Source organism: Bradyrhizobium sp. CCBAU 11434 (assembly GCF_028128895.1).
GTDB classification, from domain to species: domain Bacteria; phylum Pseudomonadota; class Alphaproteobacteria; order Rhizobiales; family Xanthobacteraceae; genus Bradyrhizobium; species Bradyrhizobium zhengyangense.
In genome coordinates this window covers 326,048-343,672 of sequence record NZ_LBJX01000002.1, presented here as the reverse complement: position 1 = coordinate 343,672, position 17,625 = coordinate 326,048, and the positions used below count along the sequence as shown (strand labels likewise).

Here is a 17,625-nt window from a genome sequence, read left to right as displayed (position 1 = left end):
GCTAGCTCGGTTTGGCTATGGTCGAAGTCGCCTCGCGCGGCGCGCGCAGGGCGATGTAGATCGCGGGTATCACCAGAACGGTGAGCAGCGTTGACGACGCGAGCCCGAACAGAAGCGAGATCGCCAATCCCTGAAAGATCGGATCGAGCAGGATCGTCGCGGCGCCGATCATGGCCGCAAGGGCGGTGAGCAGGATTGGCTTGAAACGGACTGCGCCGGCCTCCAGCACCACCTCGCGGAGCGACTTGCCGTCTCCCCCGCTATGCCTGATGAAATCGACCAGCAGGATCGAGTTGCGCACGATGATACCCGCCAGCGCAATGAATCCGATCATCGAGGTCGCGGTGAACGGCGCGCCCAACAGCCAATGCCCGATCAGGATGCCGATCAGCGTTAGCGGGATCGGCGTCAGGATCACGAGCGGCAGCCGAAAACTCCTGAACTGGGCAACGACCAGCACGTAGATGCCGAGGATCGCCGCGCCGAACGCTGCCCCCATGTCGCGGAAGGTCACCCAGGTGATTTCCCATTCGCCGTCCCACAGCAGCGTCGGCCGCGACTCGTCAGACGGTTGACCATGCAGGGCGATCGCTGGCTTTGGCAGCACGCCCCAGTCATGGGCATCCACACGATCGGCCACCGCGAGCATACCGTAGAGCGGAGCCTCGAAGCGCCCGGCAAGCTCGGCCATCACCATGTCGGCGAAGCGGCCGTCACGGCGGAAGATCGTCGGTGAGCCCTCTTCCATGGTCGCCTTCACGACTTGACCGAGTTCGACCACCGTCTTGCTACCGGGCAACGTATTGGCCGGCACGGGCGTGGAGGCCAACGCCTCGTCCCAGACCAGGTCGCTCTTCCCGAGACGCACTGCAATCTCGATCGGGTTGCGGTCCTCGCCGCGATGCGAATAGCCGATCGAAATGCCGCCGAACAACGCCTGGATCGTGTCGTAGACGTCGCGTTGCTCGACGCCGAAGAATTCGAGCCGGTCCTGGTCGATCGAGAGTCGCAGCCGTGGCCGTTTCTCACCGATGGAATCGTCGACATCGACGATGAACGGCACTTCCGCGAAAACCTTCTTGAGCTCCGCAGTGACTGCGCGGCGCGTGGCCGCATCGGGACCATAGACCTCAGCAAGCAGCGTCGAAAGCACGGGCGGCCCGGGCGGTACTTCGACCACCTTGACGCTGGTACCCTTGGGAGGATCGAGCGCCTTCAGCTTCTCGCGCAGCTCGAGCGCGATCTCGTGGCTCGCGCGCTTGCGCTCGCCGCGCGCTGTCAGGTTGACCTGTACTTCGCCGAGCTCGGGTCTTTCCCGCAAGTAGTAATGCCGCACCAGGCCGTTGAAGTTGAAGGGAGCCGGCGTGCCGGCGTAGGATTGAAGCGAGGTGACCTCTGGCAATTGCCGCGCGATCTCGGCCGCACCGAACAGGGTGCGCTCAGTCGTTTCCAGGCTCGCTCCTTCCGGCAGGTCGACGACGACCGCGATCTCGGATTTGTTGTCGAACGGCAGAAGCTTGACCGTCACGGACTTCGTCGCGAAGAGTATCATTGACAACAGCGTCGCGATGCCGACGCCGAGCAGAAATATCCAGGCCGACCGCTTGCTCCGCACGATTGGCGTGGCGAAGCGCCTGTAGATTCGACCGAGCCGGCCTTCGTCGTGGATTGCGTGCGTCGACGCAATATCGCCTTCTGGCGCGAGCTTGAGCATCAGCCATGGCGCCACGACCATCGCGACGAAGAAGGAGAACAACATGGCTGCCGAGGCATTGGCCGGGATCGGTGCCATATAGGGACCCATCAGGCCCGACACGAACAGCATCGGCAACAGCGCGGCGACCACCGTCAACGTGGCGACGATGGTTGGATTGCCGACTTCCGCCACCGCCTCGATGGTCGCCTGCAAACGCGGCCTTCCGTCGCGCATGCCCCAGTGCCGCGCGATGTTCTCGACAACGACGATGGCGTCGTCGACGAGAATGCCGATCGAGAAGATCAGCGCGAACAGGCTGACGCGATTGATGGTGTAGCCCATCAGGTTGGCGGCGAACATCGTGAGCAGGATCGTCGTCGGGATCACGACGAGAGTCACCAGAGCCTCGCGCCAACCGATCGCGATCGCAATCAGGACGACGATCGAGACCGTCGCGAGGCCGAGATGGAACAACAACTCGTTGGCCTTCTCGTTCGCCGTCTCACCGTAATCGCGCGTCACCGTCACCTGAACATCATCGGGGATCAGGCGGGCCTTTAGTCCGTCGAGGCGCTTGGCAATATTCTCGGACACGACGACCGCATTGGCACCGGCGCGCTTGGCGAGCGCCAGGCTGACCGCCGGCGTACGCGCCCACTGCCCCCCAGCGTCCCGCGTGTCCGTCCAGACCCGATGTTCGATGGTGCTCGGACCGACGACGACAGAGGCAACGTCCTTGACGTAGACCGGTCGGCCGTCACGGGTCGTGATGAGCAGCAATCCGATGTCGGGGACGCCGGACAGCGTCTGGCCGGCCGCGACGCTCCGCACGATACCCGCATCTCTGACCTGCCCTGCCAGGAATGAGCGGTTGGCGTCCTTCACCTTGGCCACAAGCTGCTGCAGCGTGATGCCGAACAGCGACAGCTTCTCGGGATCGGGCTCGACCCGGATTTGTTGCGCTGCGCCGCCGGAGATGTAGGTCAAGCCGATATCGTCGACCTTCATCAGCTCTGCGCGCAGCTTGTCGGCGAGTTCATAAAGATCCTTCTCGGTCCAGCGACTGGCTGCTTCCGGCTTGGGAGATAGCGTCAGCACCGTCACGGCAACATCATTGATGCCCCTGCCAACGATCAGTGGCTCGGAAATGCCGACGGGAATCCGATCGAGATTGGCGCGGATCTTCTCATGCACCCGCAGGATAGCGTCCTCGAATTTGGTGCCGACGAGGAAGCGCGCGGTGACCATCACGCGGTCGTCCTCGGTCTGGCTGTAGACGTGCTCGACGCCGTCGATACCCTTGACGATCGATTCCAGCGGCTTTGTCACAAGCTCCACTGCATCCGGTCCATGCAAGCCGTCGGCGTTGATGCGGATATCCACCATGGGAACGCTGATCTGCGGTTCCTCCTCGCGCGGGATGACCACGACGGCGATCAGCCCGACAACGAGCGACGCGAGCAGGAACAAGGGCGTCAGCGGCGATGCGATCGTCGCCCTGGTCAACCGTCCTGAAAGTCCGAGATTCACTGTTGCACCAACTGATCGCCGGTCCGAATGCCGGACAGAATCTCTAGCCCGTCGGGGAGTGCCGGCGTCGGCATGTCGCGGCCGCGCTGCACCGGCACGTCGATCGTGTCGTCACCCTTCCGGAGCCGAACATAGTCGATACCGAACCGGGTCGTCACATAGCTCGATGGGACGACGAAAGCCGGCCGCGTGCCGCCGGAAATCCAGACCCGCAGGCGGTCGCCGACGAAATATTCGCCTAAGCCCTCGACGGTCGCGTCCGCGATAACGCGCCCCTCCTCGATCTGCGGGTAGACGAGGTCGATCACGCCCCATTTCGAAGCCTCGCCAGCGAGCTCGGCACCGTCGACGCGCACCTTGTCGCCGGCCTTCAGGAAGCGCGCGTGTCGTTCCGGCACGCGCAGCCGCAGCTTGAAGTTCTGCTGGGCCACGGTCACGATCGGATCGCCCGCCAGCACGACCGACCCCACCGTGATCAGCCGCTTGAGCACGCGCCCGTCCGCCGGCGCGAGAACCTGGCCCTGATTGAGCTGTTCGTTGATCACGGCACGCTCTGCGGTCTTGGCGCGCAAGCCATTGTCGGCGACATTGAGCGCTGTGCGCTGCTCATCGAGCTTGACGCGCGGCAGGATGCCGCGCTCGACCAGCCCCTCCGTTCGGGTGAAATCGAGCTGCGCCTGGTTTGCCTGCGCCTGGAGCGCCTCGATCTGCGCGTCGAGCGACTTCATCTGCAGCACGAGCTTTTCGTCGCCAATCGTGGCAATGGCCTGGCCGGCGGCGACGCGATCACCCTCGCGCACCGAGAGTTGGACGACGGTTCCGCCGATGCGACTGCGTGCGGGGACCACGCTGATGCTCTCGACTGTGGCGAAGACCGCCTTCTCGTCGGTGACCGGCTGCTGCGCAACGGTGAGCGTTCCCGCAGCCGCGGCGTATCCCGGCGCCGCGTCGATCGCCACCAGCGCAGCCAGAAGCACAAGACATTGCGCCAAATATTGCATGGGACGGGTCCCTGTCGTCATCGGCTTGCTCACACCGCGCTGCGGTGTCCTTCTCATTTCATCGACATCGAAGGCAGGCGCGTTGATCTCGCGCAAGGCGCGCCCGTCCGCCATTTCCTAGATTTCATTTCGTCCTTGCGGGCTTCGGCGCGCAGAACACTTGGTAGAGCGTCTTCAGGATTTCGCGCGCCGGCTCGCTGGCGATCGAATAGAAGATCGTCTGCGCATCCCGCCTCGAGGACACCAGGCCATCCTTACGAAGGAGCGCCAGATGCTGGGAGACCGTGGAGTCCCGCAGATTCAGGAACTCCGCCAACTCGCCGACCGATCGCTCGCCGTCGATCAGCTGGCAGATGATGAGGAGGCGGTGACGGTTGGAGAGCGCCTTCAACAATTCGCTCGCCTGATCGGCGGCGCGCTCCATGATCTCGCTATCTATTTTCATACTTGCGTATATACGATAATACGAATATATAGTCAAGCGCTGCAGGACAGCCGGAGCTCAACCGGTGGGGCAGCCTGATCCAACGGAGGAACCCATGGCGGAAGTTGTCGTAGTCGGAGCCGGTCTGAGCGGAACACTGATGGCCTATGAATTGCTGCCCCAGTTGAGAAGCGGTGATCGCCTGACCCTGGTCGCGCAGGGCGCGGTCTATCACTTCGTACCCTCGAATCCATGGGTCGCGGTCGGCTGGCGCAAGCGCGACGAGATTGAGATTGATCTTGCCGGCATCATGTCGCGCAAGGGCGTTCGCCTGCTGACGCAAGGCGCCAAGCGAGTCCATCCCACCGAAAACCGAGTCGAGCTCAGCGACGGATCGTCCATCGACTACGACTATCTGGTCGTCGCGACCGGCCCCGAACTCGCCTTCGACGAAATTCCGGGGCTTGGGCCTCAGGGCTATACGCAGTCCATCTGCCATGTCGACCATGCGGCGCGCGCGAAGGAAGCGTTCGAAATCCTAGCCGCAAACCCCGGGCCTGTCGTGATCGGCGCGGTCCAGGGCGCTTCCTGTTTCGGACCGGCCTACGAATTCCTGTTCATTCTCGAAACCGAGCTGCGCCGGCGAAAGCTGCGCGACCGGGTGCCGATGACGTTCGTCACCTCGGAGCCTTATATCGGGCATCTCGGTCTCGACGGCGTCGGCGACACCAAGGGTCTTCTCGAAAGCGAGATGCGCGAGAAGCATATCAAGTGGATCACGAACGCACGTGTCGACAGCGTCAGTTCCGGCTTGATGTCGGTGGAGGAACTGGCAGACAACGGCACGACACACAAGGCGCACGATCTGCCTTTTGCCTATTCGATGATGCTGCCGGCCTTTCGCGGCGTCGAGGCTGTCCGCGGCATCGAGAAGCTGACCAACCCGCGCGGCTTCGTCATCGTCGACAAACATCAGCAGAACCCAACCTTCCCCAATGTTTTCGCGGTCGGTGTCTGCGTCGCGATTGCGCCCGTCGGCGCGACACCGGTGCCGGTCGGCGTCCCAAAGACCGGCTTCATGATCGAATCCATGGTGACGGCGACAGCGATGAACATCGGCGCCCTGCTTCGCGGCAAGACACCGACCGCGCAGCCGACCTGGAATGCGATCTGCCTCGCCGACTTCGGCGATTCCGGCGTCGCCTTCCTCGCGCAGCCGCAAATTCCGCCACGCAACGTCAATTGGTCGTCCAAGGGCGAGTGGGTGCACTACGCCAAGGTCGCCTTCGAGAAATACTTCCTCCGCAAGATGCGGCGCGGCGAGAGCGAGCCTTTCTACGAGCGCTTCCTGCTCGACAGACTGAACATCGCCAAGATCAAGGAGGTTCGAACGGGCACATGAGCACGACACGCCAGATCGTCTGTGGACATTGCGGGCGCATCAACCGCCTGCCCGTCGAGCGCGCGCCGGAAGGAGCGCGTTGCGGCGCCTGTCACCAGCCGATCTTCACCGGTCACCCAATCGAAGTGAATGAAGCGACCTTTGGTCGCCATGTCGCCGGCAGCGACATTCCAGTGTTGGTCGACGTCTGGGCGCCGTGGTGCGGACCGTGCCGCGCGATGGCGCCGATGTTCGAGCGCGCGGCTCAGGCGCTTGAGCCTGGTGTCCGGCTGTTGAAGCTGAATTCGGACAGCGCACCGGCGCTGTCGTCGCGGCTTAACATCAGCGGCATCCCGACGCTGCTGCTGATGCGTGGCGGCCGTGAGATCGCCCGCCATTCCGGGGCCATGGATACACGCGGCATCGTCGCGTGGACCGAAGCCAATCTGACCAGATAGTAACAAGGGAGCATGCCATGAATGTCGATAAAGCCGTTCTTGCCTTCGCCGGATGCGTCGTCCTGCTCGGGCTCGCACTGGGAACCTATGTGAATGCGTACTGGTACCTGCTGACGGCCTTCGCCGGTCTCAACATGATCCAGGCCTCGTTCACCGGCTTCTGCCCGGCCGCGATGGTCTTCAAGAAGCTCGGCCTGCGGGGCGGCTGCGCCTTCTCGTAAGACACGCCGATCAGCCAGTGATGCGGGGGATTTGCCATGACTGACGACACCTTCATCGAGGGGCCTCTCTACGAGAAGCGCAAGAAGGTCTATCCGCAGTCGGTGCGCGGCCCGTTCCGCCGCATCAAATGGGCGATCCTCTGCGTTACGCTCGGAACTTATTATCTGTTGCCGTTCGTACGCTGGAATCGCGGACCCGGCCTGCCTGACCAGGCCGTGCTGGTCGACCTTCCTCATCGCCGCTTCTATTTCTTCTTCATCGAACTGTGGCCACAGGAGGTCTATTATTTCACCGGCCTCCTCATCATCGCGGCAATGACGCTGTTCCTGATGAACGCCGTCGCCGGCCGGCTATGGTGCGGCTACATGTGCCCGCAGACGGTGTGGACCGACCTGTTCTACGCCGTCGAGCGCTGGGTCGAGGGCGACCGGCGCGAGCGCATGCAGGGCGACAAGCGATACTGGACACTCGCTCACGTCCGGAAGGTCGCGCTGAAGCACTTTCTCTGGATCATGATCGCCTGGTGGACCGGCGGTGCGTGGGTCCTGTATTTCGCCGACGCGCCGACGCTGGTGAAGGACCTCGCCACCTTCCAGGCTCCCCTCGTCGCCTATCTCTGGATCGGCATCCTGACCGCAACGACCTACCTCTTCGCCGGCCACGCCCGCGAGCAGGTCTGCATCTACATGTGCCCCTGGCCGCGCATCCAGGCGGCGCTGACCGACGAGTGGGCCCTCAACGTCACCTATCGTCGCGACCGCGGCGAGCCGCGCATGTCGGTGAAAAAGGCCGACGCTGCCCGCGCCCATGGCGATCTCGCCGGCGACTGCGTCGATTGCCATCAATGCATCAATGTCTGCCCGACCGGCGTCGATATCCGCCACGGCATCCAGCTCGGCTGCATCCAGTGCGGCCTGTGCATCGACGCCTGCGACAACGTGATGCGCGAGATCGGCCGGCCCACGGGCCTGATCGGCTACGACACCGACATCAACATGCAGCGCCGCCGCGACGGCAAGGCGCCGATCTACCGCCTGATCCGCGCGCGCACGCTGATTTATGTCGCGGCCATCGGCCTCGTCGGGAGCATCATGCTTTATACCCTTGCGACACGCAGCACGATGAGCATCAATGTCCTGCACGAGCGCAATCCGCTGTTTGTACAGCTCGCCGATGGTGGGGTACGCAACGACTACACCGTTCGCCTCCTCAACAAAGGCATGGCGCGATCATTCGCGATCGAGGTCTCGGGTTTGCCGGATGCGACCGCGCGCATCGCCGGCATCGAGCGCCAGCCAGACGGCAGGCTGATCGTCGAGGTCGGGCAGGACCAGACCCGAGAGATCAGGATGTCGGTGCAGGTTCCTCCAGGGCAATTGCCGAAATCGGCCGTCAATGTCGAGATCCGGTCGACCGATATTGCGAGCGGACAGACCGAGACCGCCCGCGACCATTTTGTACCGGCCGATCGATGATGGACTTAGCGAAAGGGCCATGCATCAGATAGGAGCCCATAAAGCCTGGAAATCCATCGCGGCCGGCCTGTGTGGCAACGCCGCCCACAGCACTGTCATGTTCTTGAAGCGCTGGATGCACTGGCTTCCGACTTTTCACCCCTACCGGGACCTTCAGCATGGCCTGAGCGATTGGCTCGGCGGCGCCGTCCACCCGACCGTGCCCTGGGCCATGTCCTTCGTTAATGGCACTTTCGTGCTCGGCATCCTTTTCCGGTCCACCTACCACCTGCTGCCCGGCCATAACGCGATCGTGAAGGGATTCGTCTTCGGCATAATTGGCTGGATCGCGATGGGATTACTCTACTTTCCGATTCTGGGAAGAGGACCGTTCGCGGCGCGCCTGGAGCTCGGCGCACTTCCCGCGGCCTTCTCTCTAGCGATGGTGCTCGCCTACAGCGTGTTTATGGGCATCGCCTTCTCCATGCTGCACTCCGAGCCGCGCCGCCTGTGGTCAACGAACGGTTAACACTACCGCTCGAATTGAACGCGCATCCCAACGGTATCTTCCAATCTTTGCGCTAAGCATGCCCCTAACGCCGGCTGATGCCAGCGTGAACGGGGACGACGGGACGTGGTCGATATCGCGCATCAGGCTGCGATCAATCCGGCATCGGCACGGGATGCAACGCCCGCGCTCGTCCCGCTCGCAGCCATCGATCCCGGCCAATGGCGCGCGCTGGCGCAGCGGGCGGCCGAGCCGAACGGCTATTATTTGCCCGCCTGGGAGCTCGCTGTCAGCGCAACCGCGCGCGACCGCATCGGAGCTTCGGCCCTGTTCGTCTGCGCTGGCTCCTCGGCGCGACTGATCGGGCTGATGCCGGTGGTCTCGCTCTGGCAAGCCTGGAAGATCCCCCTGCCCGCATTGGTGAGCGCGCATCCCTATGGCACGCTGTGCAGTCCGCTGATCGACCGCGACGCCTCGCCCGAGGCGGCGACACGCCTGCTGCAGCGGGCGCGCGAAGCTGGCGCGCATGCGCTGGTTCTACGCGACGTCGCGCTTGATGGTGCCGCGATGGGCTCGCTCAAGGAAGCGCTCGGCCGTATCGGCCTGAGGCCGCGCGTGCTCGGCTCCTATGTCCGCGCCAGCCTCGATGCGACACAGGATGGCGACAGGCTGCTGCACGAGGCGCTCGGTGCCAAGAAGCTCAAGGAGCTCCGCCGGCAGCGTCATCGCCTGGCGGAGCATGGCGCGATCAGCTTCGAGGTCGCGCGCAAGGTCGATGAGATCAAGCCTGCGCTTGAAACTTTCCTGCAGCTCGAGGCTAGCGGCTGGAAGGGCAAGCGCGGCACCGCGCTGCTTCAGGACGCAGGCGACGCGACCTTCATCCGCCGCGCCGTCCCTGCGCTTGCCGAGACCGCGCAATGCGAGATCGTCAGCTTGCGCGCCGGCACGACGCCGGTGGCGGCCGGCATCGTGCTGCGCCACCAGGATCGCGCGTTCTTCTTCAAGCTCGGCATCGACGAGCGCTTCGCGAAATATTCACCGGGCGTGCAGCTCACGCTCGATCTGACGCGCCATCTCTGCGCCGATCCCACCATCGCGAGTGCGGATTCCACCGCGAGCGCCGACCACCCCATGATCAACCCGATCTGGCGCAACCGCTTTGCGATTGGTGACGTGCTGATCCCGCTACGACGACATGATCCAATGGTGGCGCTCATCCACGCGGCGCTCATCGCACGTGGCTACGCGCGCAAGGCCGCGCGCCACGCGATCGACCTGCTCCGCAAACAGACCGAGGCTACTCCGCCGCCTGCGCGTTGATCTCCGCCGACACCTGACGGATGGCGCGGGCGAGCAGGTTCGGATCCTGCGCGCCGGAAACGGCATATTTCTGGGCGAAGACATAGGTCGGCACGCCGGAGATGCCCTTGTCGGCGGCCTCCTGCGCATCGGCCGATACCCGCGCGACGTCCTCATCGGTGGCGAGGCGCTTGCGCACGTCGTCGGCATCGAGCCCGACATCGGCGGCGGCCTGGACCAGGACGTTCACATCGGTGAGGTCGCCACCGTCGCGGAAATACAGCTCCATCAGGCGCTGCTTCATCTCGGGCGCCTTGCCGATCGCGTCAGCCCAGAGGATCAGGCGATGGCAGTCGGTCGTGTTAGGTTGGCGTGCGACCAGTTCGGGCTTGTAGACGAGGCCCTCTTCGCTTGCCGCCGCGACGACGCGCCCCGCAATGCCCTTATAGGCCTCGACCGAGCCGAATTTGGTGGTGAGATAATCCTCGCGGCTGATGCCCTCGCGCGGCACCCAGGGATTGAGGAAGAACGGACGGAAGTTCAGCTTGACCGGAACGTCGGGCACAAGCGCGAGCGCGCTCTCGATCCGGTGCTTGCCGATATAGCACCAGGGGCACACCACGTCGGAGACCACGTCGATCTGGAGCAGTTTGAGGGTGCTCATGAGCGCCTCCTTCTGGCGGTGCGGGTTTGCTCCAAGATAAGCCGAACCCGCCCCGAGGCAAGAGGACTGGACGCTTGCGCTAGGCCATGGCTGCGGCCATCTGTCTGAGCCGCTCAGCCGTGCGCTCGTCCGCCGGAAAGAACGTCTCCAGCGCCAGCTCCGACAGCGTGATGTCGACAGGCGTGCCGAACACCATGGTGGTGGAGAAGAAACTTAGTATCTCTCCGTCCTGGCGCAGCTTGAAGGGAATCGCGACATTGTCGCTCGACAGCGGGCCCGATCGCGCCGGAACGGGATAGCTCTTGAGGTCGTGATAGAGCTTGATGAGCTCGGGATCGGCGGTCAGCTCGCATTGCCGGTGCAAACGCTCGAGCAGATGCGCGCACCATTCCGCGAGATTGACCGTGCGGGGCGCCAGTCCCTCGGGATGAAACGCGAGCCGGAGCACGTTGAGCGGCTGCGCCAGCAGCCGCTCCGGAACGCCGGCGAGCAGCGGCGCCACCATGCGGTTGGCGGAGACCAGGTTCCAGTGCCGGTCATAGGCCAGCGCCGGATTGGGCTCATGCGCCCTGAGGACGAGGTCGATCGCCTGGCGGGCTGATTTCAAGGCGGGATCCTCCAGCGCGCGCTGCGGAAAGGCCGGCGCAAAGCCCGCCGCAACCAGCAACACGTTGCGTTCGCGCAAGGGCACATCGAGGCGCTCGGCGAGCCGCAGCACCATGTCGCGCGAGGGCGCGGCGCGGCCGGTCTCGACGAAACTCAGATGCCGCGCCGAAATCTCCGCCTCGCCGGCGAGGTCGAGCTGGCTCATGCGGCGGCGCTGCCGCCACTCGCGCAAATGATCGCCGATATGGATCGGCTGGCTGGGTTCGGCGCGTGCCGTGGATGCATGTGCGTTCATGGTCCAAAACCTATCATGCGTATTTCACCCCTTCCATTACCCGCGAGGTAATCGAATTGGGCACCCGACCAGCGCATCTTCCCGAGCACAGGAGAATGACCATGATCGCGCTGCTGCTCTACCGTACCCTTGCAGACCACCTTCTTCCCTGGGCCATGACGCTCGCGACCCGGATGCTGGCGCGCAGCCTCAACATGCCGGAGCCGCTGGTGCATTCGACCGGCGACTATGTCGTCGCACATGTCACCGCCTTCGAGCACAGCGTCGGCAGGAGCCTCTGCCCGTCCCGGCTCGCCCGCCTGCTCCGCGCCTGGTGGCGCTGGAAGCATTGAGTTCCCTTCGAGCCTACCCAACTCAACCATGGAGACCTCTAATGATCGACGCATCCACCTTCCTGCGCCGTGCCCTGCTCGCCGACGCGGTCTTCAGCGGCGTTTCCGCGCTCGGTTTGACTTTTGGTGCAGCTGCATTCGCCACCCTGTTCAATCTGCCCGAGGCGCTGCTGCGTGAAACCGGCTTGTTCCTGATCGCCTACACCGCGCTGGTCGGCTGGCTCGCCTCGCGCACCGCGGTACTGAGGCCGCTGGTGCTGCTGGTCGTGGTCGGCAACGCCGCCTGGACGGTCGGCAGCATCGCGCTGCTGTTCTCGGGCGCGGTGTCACCGAACCTCGCCGGCGAGCTCATGATCGTGGCGCAGGCGATCGCGACCGGCGTGTTCGCCGAGTTGCAGTATGTGGGCCTGCGGAAGAGCGGGAGAGCGGTGGCGGCGTGAAGCTCTTGCGTCCCGGACGCGCTGCAACGCTCTCGCGTTGCGGCGCAGAGCCGGGGGCACGAGACGTGAGTGAGGTGTCCGCGTTCTCCACAACGTCGGTGCGACCGAAGCGAAGCGCCTAGCAGCCTGACGACCAATCAGGAGACTGACGTGAAAGCCGGCGGCCGTCGAGCGGGAACTACGCCTTCGCGCGGCCGACCTTGCCGGCAAAGTGCTTGCCGTTCAGCTTCTTCTTTTTTGCCGCGGTGGTTTTCGCGCCGGCCTTCTGGGCTTTGCGTTCCGCGCGCGCCTTCACCTTGGCGCGTTCGGCACGGGCCTCGGCCCGCTGCTTCTTGCGCTTGGCTTCGCAGGAGGGGCACTTGCAGCCGATCGGCTTCAAATAAGCCTTAAAATAGTCGGTGCCGTAATCGTAGTTGATCTCGTCGCCAGGCTCGATGTTCCTGATGGCGCGGATGAACACTTTGCGCTCGCGCGGGCGCACGTCGGATTCGGCGTTGGGCCGGCACGAGTGGTTGATATAGCGGGCAAGGTTCTTGCGCACCGAACCGTCGATGGTCCAGCGGCCGTTGAGCTCGAACAGATATTTGTTCTCGATCTCGTCCTGCCCAGGAATCCGGCAGTCCAGGATCGGCCCGAAATAACGGATGATCCTTGTGCCCTTCTTGATCGGCATGGTGGCGAAGAGGCCAAGTCCGGTCTTGGAACGGCCGACGCGGTAGGCTTTGCGGGGAGCGATGGCTGGCATGATCAAGTGTAACGAGGACGCGGACCAGGCTGCTTGAGCCCGAGCGAAGCCGCTCTTCTAGAACGATTCCGCGCCGCTGTCAGGCCTATCGAGACTGCGTTTGCTGCTTGCCCACAGTGAAGAATGTGCAAGGCCCTGAGTTCCTCGGCATCGATCGTTTCGTCCGGTCAGGTGCTTGTTGGCATCCTGGCTGCTACCGTCGACTTCAGGATCGCTTCCAGAAGCTGCTCCGCAGTCGTGCCCGCGGGCAGCCGCTCCAAGATATCCTCGAGCCGTCCGTCCAGCAGCAGCATGGTGAAGCCGTGCACCATCGACCAGGCCCGCGCGATCGCGGCGCCCTGCTCGATGGTCAGCGCGTTGCCGCTGATCGGCTCCTGCCGCATCGCGCTGATGGCATTGGCAAGCCCGGCAAAGGAGGATTCCGCGGCTTCATGCAACGACGGCCTAGAATAGTCGAGCCGCTCGGTGCGGAACATGAGGCCGTACATGCCGGGATGGGCCTGGGCATAGGCGACATAGGCTTTTGGCCGCGCCAGTGCCCGATCCAAAGGCGAGGTGGCCGTATCGCAAGCCGAGGCCATCGCTGCGTTGAACTGGCGGAAGCCGATCGCGGCAAGCTCGCTGACGAGGCCCGTGAGATCGCCGAAATGATGCGTCGGTGCGGCATGCGAGACGCCCGCCTCGCGCGCCACCGCGCGCAGCGTCAGGCCGGCGAGCCCATCGCGCTCCAGCACCCGTTCGGCCGCCCGGAGCAGCGCCTCGCGCAAGGCACCGTGGTGATAGGGCGTCTCGGTCTTCGCAATTGCGGGGCGGCGCGCCGCGCGTGACGCCGGCGATGTCTTTTTCGGGGGGCGCGGGCTTCGCGCCGTTACGCCTTTGGTGTCGGTTCTGGCCATTTGCAAGCTATATGACGCAATATTGACAGTGTAAAGATTTCACTTGACGAAAGCCGCGCATGGTCCTATGCAATCTTTACGATGTAAAGATAGGGAGGCTTATGCCGTGCAGCAGGACGCCATCGCCGAGCGCCGCAACAATATTGCGCCGATCCCGTTCGAGGCGGACGCGCCTTTCCTCAAGATCGTCGGCGAATTGCCGCGCGAGCTGAACGGCACGCTCTATCGCAATGGCCCCAATCCACAATTCGATTCGCCCGGCGCGCACTGGTTCGTCGGCGACGGCATGCTGCACGCCTTTCATCTCGAAGAGGGACGCGCCTCCTACCGCAATCGCTGGGTCCGGACCCCAAAATGGCTCGCCGAGCACGATGCAGGCCGCGCGCTGTTCGGCGTCTTCGGACGCAAGCTGCCGGATGCGCCCACGAACCTGACCGACGGCGGCGTCGCCAACACCAACATCGTCTTTCATGCCGGCAAGCTGCTCGCGCTCGAGGAAGGACATCTGCCGACCGAGATCGAGCCGGGCACGCTGGCAACGCGCGGCTATTGCGATTACCAGAGCCGCATCGTCGGTGCCTTCACCGCGCATCCGAAGGTCGATCCTGTTACGGGCGAGCTAGTGTTCTTCGGCTACAATGCGGCGGGCCCTCTGACGCCTGTCCTCTCCTACGGATCGATCGATGCGGGCGGCAAGGTGACGCGCTTCGAGCGTTTCGAAACGCCCTATGCCAGCATGGTGCACGACTTCATCGTCACCGAAAATCACGTGCTGTTTCCCATCCTCCCCCTCACCGGCAGCATGGAGCGCGCGATGAGCGGCAAGCCGCCCTATGCCTGGGAGCCCGAGAAAGGTGCCTATGTCGGCGTGATGAAGCGCAACGGCACGGCAAAGGACATCGTCTGGTTCCGCGCTGAGGCCTGCTACGTCTTCCACGTCATGAATGCCTGGGAGGACGGCGACCGCATCATCGCCGACGTCATGCAGTTCGAGCAAGCCCCGCTGTTTCCGCATCCCGACGGCCGGCCGACCGATCCGGAGAAATCGCGCGCCCGTCACTGCCGCTGGACCTTCGACCTCTCCGGCAATACCGACCGCTTCCAGCAGACTTATCTGGACGATCTCACCGGCGAATTCCCGCGCATCGACGATCGCCGCGCCGGCCTGAAGAGCCGTCACGGCTGGTACGCCTGCGCCAATCCGCGGCTGCCGATGTTCGGCGCGTTGTCAGGCATCGTTCATGTCGACGGCACGGGAAAGCGGCTCGGCCAGTATCTGCTGCCGGCAGGCGACACGATCTCCGAGCCTGTCTTCGTCGAGCGATCGAAAGATGCCGCAGAGGGCGATGGCTGGCTGCTGGCGGTGGTCTGGCGCGCGCGGGAGAACCGCAGCGACCTCGCCGTGTTCAACGCCACCGACATCGAAGCCGGCCCCGCCGCGCTGGTGCAGCTCGGCCATCGCGTGCCTGACGGCTTCCACGGCAATTGGGTGGGAGCGCAGTAGCTCTCCCCTGCTCCTTCGCTGATGTCATCAGGGAGACTTCACATGCACGTCCCCGCGATCACGGCGAACTACCTCGCCATCCTCGCGCTGATCTACGTCGCGCTCGCGTTGCAGGTCATCCGGCTGCGACGAAGCAGCAAGGCGCCCTTCAGCGACGGCGGCAACGAGAACCTGCGCAGTGCGATCCGGGCCCATGGCAACTTCATGGAATACGTCCCGATCATCGCGCTGATGGTGGCGCTTCTGGAGATGTCGGGCGCATCGCCCTTGCGCATTCACCTGCTGATGGGCGCGCTCCTGCTGTCGCGGCTGCTGCATCCGCTCGGCATGTATGCGACGCCGGGCTCGCTCCGATTCACGATCTGCCGCGTCGGCGGCATTGTCCTGACCATCGGCCTTCTGGTGTCCTGCGCGCTGACCATCCTGTCGCGCCTGCCCTGGGCCGCCATGGCCGGCGAGATATCGGATCAAGCCGTTGCAACAATTGAATTTTTACAGGTCATTCACGTCATTTTGACACTGTAAAGATTTCGCTTGACCCGGCGGCGGTACTGAACTATCGATCTTGACATCGTAAAGATTAGTGCGACCGAGGCGACCATGACGATCTTCCTGATCCTTGCCCCCTACGGCGTTTACACCTTCCTGATGTTCATGACGTCGGCGACGGTCAGCGTGTTCGCGGGATCCGCGATCTGTATCGCGACGATCGCGATCGATGTTGCACGCGGCCGCTCGGTGAAGATTCTCGCCGCGGGCTCGGCGATCCTGTTCGCGGGCATCGGCCTCTTCCTCGCGCTGCACCCCACGCTCAGCACGCTCGGCGTCAAACTCTCGGTTGATATCGGCATCTTCGTCATCTCGCTCGGCTCGATGCTGGCGCGCCGGCCCTTCACGCTGCAATACGCGATCGAGTCCGTTCCGGCCGAGACCGCGGCAATGCCCGGCTTCCTCACCGCCAACTACATCATCACCGCGGCATGGACCGTCGCCGCCCTGCTGATGATGGCCGCCAACATCGTGCTACTCTACTTCCCTGGTCTGCCGGTCTGGTCGGGCCTCGCGGTCGCCTTCGCCGCCCGCAACAGCGCGATCTATTTCACCAAATGGTATCCCGAATATCGCCAGATCAAGTATGGTGCGCCTGATGGCGCGCTGCCGGAAGCACAGTGAGACAGGACCGACAATGAAGGACGTATTCGCCCGCCTCGCCTCCGACTTCCTCTCGGCCATCGTCTTCCTGGTGATCTATCTGGCGACCGACAACGTCATCCTCGCGACGTCGGTGGCGATAGCGGGTGCGCTCGCGCAGGTGATCTATGCCCGCGTCAAGGGGCACAAGCTCGGCTACATGACCTATGCGAGCGTCGCGCTCGTCATCGTGCTTGGGACGGTGACGCTGCTGACCAACGATCCCCGTTTCATGCTGGCCAAGCCTGCGATCGCGCATTTCGCGATCGGCGCGATCATGCTCAAGCGCGGCTGGATGCTGCGCTACATGCCGCCGATGGTGGTCGAGACGGCGCCGGAATATGTCACCGCTGCGGGCTATGCCTGGGCCGCACTGATGTTCGTGCTCGGTGCCGGTACGATCGCAGTCGCCGCCACCGGCGATCTGAAGCTGTGGGCGTTCTACATCTCCGCCGTCGCGGGCGGCGCCAAGGCCCTCGCTTTTGCCGTGCAGTACGTGGTGTTCAGACTCGTCGTCACCAGCCGCCGGCGCGCCGCCGCGCGCGCCTGACTGCCGCCAAAGACGCGTTAAATGGCCGCGTTAGGCAGCGGCCTCAAGTTGCGCTATAGCCTCGCCCCAGGACTGGTTGCGGATCGTCGCAACCCGCCGGGACAATGTTCGGGAGACGCGAATGGCCGTTGACGGCAATTGGAATTTGACCATGACGACGCCGATGGGCGAGCGCCAGGCGACGCTGAGCCTGAAGGAAGCCGGCGGCACGCTCACGGGCACGCAGGGCGCGGACGGCAATACCGCCGAAATTTTCGACGGCACCGTCAACGGTGACAGCGTCTCCTGGAAAGTCTCGATCACCAACCCGATGCCGCTGACGCTCGAATTTACCGGCACGGTGTCCGGTAACAACATCAACGGCGAGATGGGTATCGGCCCGATGGGTAGCTTCCCGTTCACCGGCGCAAGGGCTTAAGAAGTCTCCTC

At 64.0% G+C, this 17,625-nt stretch carries 20 protein-coding genes; 13 read left to right on the top strand and 7 right to left on the bottom strand.

The features are described 5' to 3' along the window. Position 1 precedes the first annotated feature (1 nt). From XI06_RS03810 to XI06_RS03800, 3 genes are all read right to left on the bottom strand, one after another. Positions 2 to 3,226 carry an efflux RND transporter permease subunit gene (locus tag XI06_RS03810; RefSeq protein WP_237865660.1) on the bottom strand — a complete coding sequence of 1,075 codons (3,225 nt, stop codon included), beginning with the start codon at positions 3,224 to 3,226 and terminating at the stop codon, positions 2 to 4. Then, positions 3,223 to 4,227: an efflux RND transporter periplasmic adaptor subunit gene (locus XI06_RS03805; RefSeq protein WP_237865792.1), complete on the bottom strand. Its 1,005-nt coding sequence runs from the start codon at positions 4,225 to 4,227 to the stop codon at positions 3,223 to 3,225. The genes XI06_RS03810 and XI06_RS03805 overlap by 4 nt, the downstream gene beginning before the upstream one ends. A gap of 124 nt (positions 4,228 to 4,351) precedes the next feature. Continuing rightward, positions 4,352 to 4,672 carry an ArsR/SmtB family transcription factor gene (locus XI06_RS03800; RefSeq protein ID WP_237865659.1) on the bottom strand — a complete coding sequence of 107 codons (321 nt, stop codon included), beginning with the start codon at positions 4,670 to 4,672 and terminating at the stop codon, positions 4,352 to 4,354. A gap of 94 nt (positions 4,673 to 4,766) precedes the next feature. Here XI06_RS03800 and XI06_RS03795 point away from each other — a divergent pair, with 94 nt between their 5' ends. The 6 genes from XI06_RS03795 to XI06_RS03770 all read left to right on the top strand — a co-directional run bounded on the left by XI06_RS03795 (position 4,767) and on the right by XI06_RS03770 (position 9,994). Then, positions 4,767 to 6,053, top strand: coding sequence for an NAD(P)/FAD-dependent oxidoreductase (locus XI06_RS03795; RefSeq protein ID WP_237865658.1), 1,287 nt, complete (start codon positions 4,767 to 4,769; stop codon positions 6,051 to 6,053). Then, positions 6,050 to 6,490, top strand: a complete 441-nt coding sequence (trxC, locus tag XI06_RS03790) for a thioredoxin TrxC (protein WP_237865657.1) — start codon at positions 6,050 to 6,052, stop codon at positions 6,488 to 6,490. Before XI06_RS03795 ends, trxC begins: the two co-directional genes overlap by 4 nt. A 17-nt stretch (positions 6,491 to 6,507) precedes the next feature. Further along, positions 6,508 to 6,711 carry a YgaP family membrane protein gene (locus XI06_RS03785; protein WP_237865656.1) on the top strand — a complete coding sequence of 68 codons (204 nt, stop codon included), beginning with the start codon at positions 6,508 to 6,510 and terminating at the stop codon, positions 6,709 to 6,711. 36 nt (positions 6,712 to 6,747) lie between these two features. After that, entirely contained in the window at positions 6,748 to 8,187 is a 1,440-nt protein-coding gene (ccoG, locus tag XI06_RS03780; protein ID WP_237872685.1) for a cytochrome c oxidase accessory protein CcoG, read from the top strand. 19 nt (positions 8,188 to 8,206) lie between these two features. Next, positions 8,207 to 8,695: a DUF6789 family protein gene (locus XI06_RS03775; protein ID WP_237865654.1), complete on the top strand. Its 489-nt coding sequence runs from the start codon at positions 8,207 to 8,209 to the stop codon at positions 8,693 to 8,695. 105 nt (positions 8,696 to 8,800) lie between these two features. Beyond that, complete coding sequence (locus tag XI06_RS03770; protein ID WP_237872683.1) at positions 8,801 to 9,994, top strand: GNAT family N-acetyltransferase; 1,194 nt, start codon at positions 8,801 to 8,803, stop codon at positions 9,992 to 9,994. Here the strand turns inward: XI06_RS03770 and XI06_RS03765 are convergent. Next, complete coding sequence (locus XI06_RS03765) at positions 9,972 to 10,637, bottom strand: DsbA family oxidoreductase (protein ID WP_237865652.1); 666 nt, start codon at positions 10,635 to 10,637, stop codon at positions 9,972 to 9,974. The two genes, XI06_RS03770 and XI06_RS03765, sit on opposite strands and share 23 nt — an antisense overlap. A 79-nt stretch (positions 10,638 to 10,716) precedes the next feature. Continuing rightward, positions 10,717 to 11,538, bottom strand: coding sequence for a helix-turn-helix domain-containing protein (locus tag XI06_RS03760; protein ID WP_237865651.1), 822 nt, complete (start codon positions 11,536 to 11,538; stop codon positions 10,717 to 10,719). Between the two features lie 101 nt (positions 11,539 to 11,639). Here XI06_RS03760 and XI06_RS03755 point away from each other — a divergent pair, with 101 nt between their 5' ends. Then, on the top strand, positions 11,640 to 11,870 hold the full coding sequence (locus tag XI06_RS03755) for a hypothetical protein (protein WP_237865791.1): 231 nt from the start codon (positions 11,640 to 11,642) through the stop codon (positions 11,868 to 11,870). A gap of 41 nt (positions 11,871 to 11,911) precedes the next feature. Then, positions 11,912 to 12,310 (top strand): hypothetical protein, encoded by a 399-nt coding sequence (locus XI06_RS03750; protein ID WP_237872681.1) that lies wholly within the window; start codon positions 11,912 to 11,914, stop codon positions 12,308 to 12,310. A 178-nt stretch (positions 12,311 to 12,488) separates the two neighbouring features. Here XI06_RS03750 and XI06_RS03745 read toward each other — a convergent pair whose 3' ends face one another. Beyond that, positions 12,489 to 13,055 (bottom strand): SET domain-containing protein, encoded by a 567-nt coding sequence (locus XI06_RS03745; protein ID WP_237865649.1) that lies wholly within the window; start codon positions 13,053 to 13,055, stop codon positions 12,489 to 12,491. Between the two features lie 167 nt (positions 13,056 to 13,222). Continuing rightward, positions 13,223 to 13,951, bottom strand: a complete 729-nt coding sequence (locus XI06_RS03740; protein ID WP_237865648.1) for a TetR/AcrR family transcriptional regulator — start codon at positions 13,949 to 13,951, stop codon at positions 13,223 to 13,225. Between the two features lie 106 nt (positions 13,952 to 14,057). On the opposite strand from XI06_RS03740, the gene XI06_RS03735 reads away from it, so the two are divergent. From XI06_RS03735 to XI06_RS03715, 5 genes are all read left to right on the top strand, one after another. Next, positions 14,058 to 15,455 (top strand): carotenoid oxygenase family protein, encoded by a 1,398-nt coding sequence (locus XI06_RS03735; protein WP_237872679.1) that lies wholly within the window; start codon positions 14,058 to 14,060, stop codon positions 15,453 to 15,455. A gap of 42 nt (positions 15,456 to 15,497) precedes the next feature. After that, positions 15,498 to 15,980, top strand: a complete 483-nt coding sequence (locus tag XI06_RS03730; RefSeq protein WP_237865646.1) for an MAPEG family protein — start codon at positions 15,498 to 15,500, stop codon at positions 15,978 to 15,980. A 75-nt stretch (positions 15,981 to 16,055) separates the two neighbouring features. Beyond that, the gene (locus XI06_RS03725; RefSeq protein WP_237865645.1) at positions 16,056 to 16,628 is read left to right on the top strand and encodes a hypothetical protein; all 573 of its coding nucleotides are present in this window, start codon (positions 16,056 to 16,058) and stop codon (positions 16,626 to 16,628) included. A gap of 13 nt (positions 16,629 to 16,641) precedes the next feature. Further along, a complete protein-coding gene (locus XI06_RS03720) occupies positions 16,642 to 17,196 on the top strand; it encodes an inner membrane-spanning protein YciB (protein ID WP_237865644.1) in 555 nt (184 codons plus the stop codon). A gap of 121 nt (positions 17,197 to 17,317) precedes the next feature. Continuing rightward, positions 17,318 to 17,614: a hypothetical protein gene (locus tag XI06_RS03715; RefSeq protein ID WP_237865643.1), complete on the top strand. Its 297-nt coding sequence runs from the start codon at positions 17,318 to 17,320 to the stop codon at positions 17,612 to 17,614. The last annotated feature ends 11 nt before the right edge of the window (positions 17,615 to 17,625 follow it).